Source organism: Chthonomonas sp. (genome assembly GCF_035294165.1).
Lineage (GTDB): Bacteria > Armatimonadota > Chthonomonadetes > Chthonomonadales > Chthonomonadaceae > Chthonomonas.
The window spans coordinates 1-2,300 of sequence record NZ_DATGLN010000139.1 but is presented as its reverse complement, the minus strand read 5'-3'; the positions used below and the strand labels follow the sequence as shown (position 1 = coordinate 2,300).

At 59.7% G+C, this 2,300-nt stretch carries 1 protein-coding gene; it reads left to right on the top strand.

Features of this window, described 5'->3' with window-relative positions; translation table 11 throughout:
* Positions 1-336: 336 nt before the first annotated feature.
* On the top strand, positions 337-2,300 hold a 1,964-nt coding region (gene mutS / locus VKV29_RS06960; protein WP_324200582.1), incomplete at its 3' end, for a DNA mismatch repair protein MutS.

Below are 2,300 nucleotides of genomic sequence, written 5' to 3'. Positions count from 1 at the left end.
ACGTCGCGTTAGCGGTCTTTCCTTGCTCTTCTCACGAAGATGGGAAAGCAGTTCCGGATCCTGCATAATCGTTCCTCCTTGTTCAATCCTCTTGCGGGGTTCCGATTAGGAACGGAGACCTCCGGCAAGTGCGAGAGAAGCGTTGGTTAAAAGCAGCTCGATTAGGACAATAGCACCCTTATGCCTTATGGAAAAAGTGCTCCAAAACCGATCACACTATCATTGTAACGCACCTGCATCCGATTGTCAAGTTTTTGAAAGCCTATTCATCGGCAAAAGCCCGAAAGCCGCGCTCCTACCTTGACGTTTTCCTTGCGAATAAGTAGAATACGCAACATGTCGGACTCAAATGTTTTGCCCGCTTCGGAAAAAGCGATGGTGGAACCGTTCCCGTCGAACTACTCGGGACGCACGCCGCTGTTAAAACAGTATTTTGCTACCCGTAACGAGCGCCCAGGCGTCATTTTGTTGATGCGTGTGGGCGACTTCTTCGAGGCCTACGGAGAGGACGCGGAGACCATTGCCCGTGAGCTTCAGATCGCCCTCACCGGTCGTGATGACGGAGGCATACGGGTGCCCATGGCCGGCGTGCCCCATCACTCGGTGGAGCGCTACATCGCTCGACTCATCGCACGTGGCTATCGTGTGGCCCTCATGGATCAGATAGAAGACCCTCGATTTGCCAAAGGGCTGGTGAAACGCAAGGTCACACGGGTGGTTACCCCCGGCACCGTGCTTGAAGACGCCATGCTCGATTCGCGCAGCAACAACTACCTTGTGGCGGCCGTCATCGGCGACCCGGTGGCCGGGGTGGGCGTGGTGGATGTCTCTACGGGCGAGTTTCTTACCACCGAGATCGAAGGAGAGCGACGCAAAGAGCGACTTCTTGAGGAGATCGCGCGTCTTGAGCCGGCGGAGATTTTGGTGCCGGAGGGGGTGGATGCAGAGCTGATCGAGGCCATCAAGGCCACCTGCACCGGTTCGGTGACCATCGTGCCCTCCGCCGAGGGAACACAGCGCTCCACCAGCACGGATAGTCGCCGCCTGCTGTTAGCCCATTTTCAAACGCAGTCGCTGCGCGGTTTCGGCTGTGAGGAGTATACGGCGGGCATAGATGCCTGTGCACTTATTTTGCGCTACCTTCGCCAAACCCAGATGGGGGCACTGGCGCATATTCGTAGCCTCGCCACCTACTCCACCGAGGAGTTTATGACGTTAGACTCGGCGGCGCGGCGTCATCTTGAGCTTACCGCCCCCATGGGTGAGGGTGGCAAGCAGCGCACTCTGCTAGGCGTACTGGATGAAACCCTCACCCCCATGGGGGGACGCCTGCTGAAACGGTGGATCGAGGAGCCGCTGCTAGATGTGGGGCGCATTCAACGGCGCCAAGAGGCTGTGGAGGAGCTGGCACGTGACCCCATTCGCCGAGGAGACCTGCGCGACCTGCTGAGAGGGATGGGAGACATCGAGCGCCTTGTAAGTCGTGCTGCTGCCGGGCTGGCCAACGCCCGCGACCTGGTGGCCTTGCGCAATGCGCTGCTTCGGCTGCCGAACATCGCCACCACGCTCGCCGGTGCGCGCAGCGAGAAACTGCGCGATCTGGCCTCTCGCCTCGCTTGCCCGCTCGACATCGTGGAGAGGATCGGCCGAGCGATTCAAGACGACCCTCCGGCCGGCCTGCGCGAGGGAGGGCTTATCCGCCCCGGCTATCATGCGGAGCTTGATAAACTGCGCTCCGTCTCCGCCGATGCGAAAGCCTACATCGCCAACTTAGAGGCCGCCGAGCGGGAACGCACCGGCATCGCTTCGCTGAAAGTCGGCTACAACGCCGTGTTCGGCTACTACATCGAGGTGACCAAGGCCAACCTCTCCAAAGTGCCCGGCAACTACCTGCGCAAACAGACCACGGCGAACGCCGAGCGCTACATCACCCCTGAGCTCAAAGAGTATGAGGCGCTGGTGTTGGGCGCCGATGAAAAAGCAATTGAGCTGGAGTACGAGCTGTTTCTAGGGGTGCGAGAGCGGGTTGGAGAGGCGGCTCCCGAAGTGTTGGCCGTGGCGCGCGCGGTGGCCGAGCTGGATGTGCTGGCAAGTTTTGCCGAAACGGCCGTACGCCACCGTTATGTGCGTCCCGAGGTGCATGATGGGGACTCGATCCATATTCTCGGCGGACGCCACCCCGTGATAGAGCGCATCGGTCTTGAAGGCGACTACATCCCCAATGATTGCCACCTCGACGAGGAGAACCGGCTGCTTATCATTACAGGCCCCAACATGAGCGGCAAATCCTCTTACCTTCG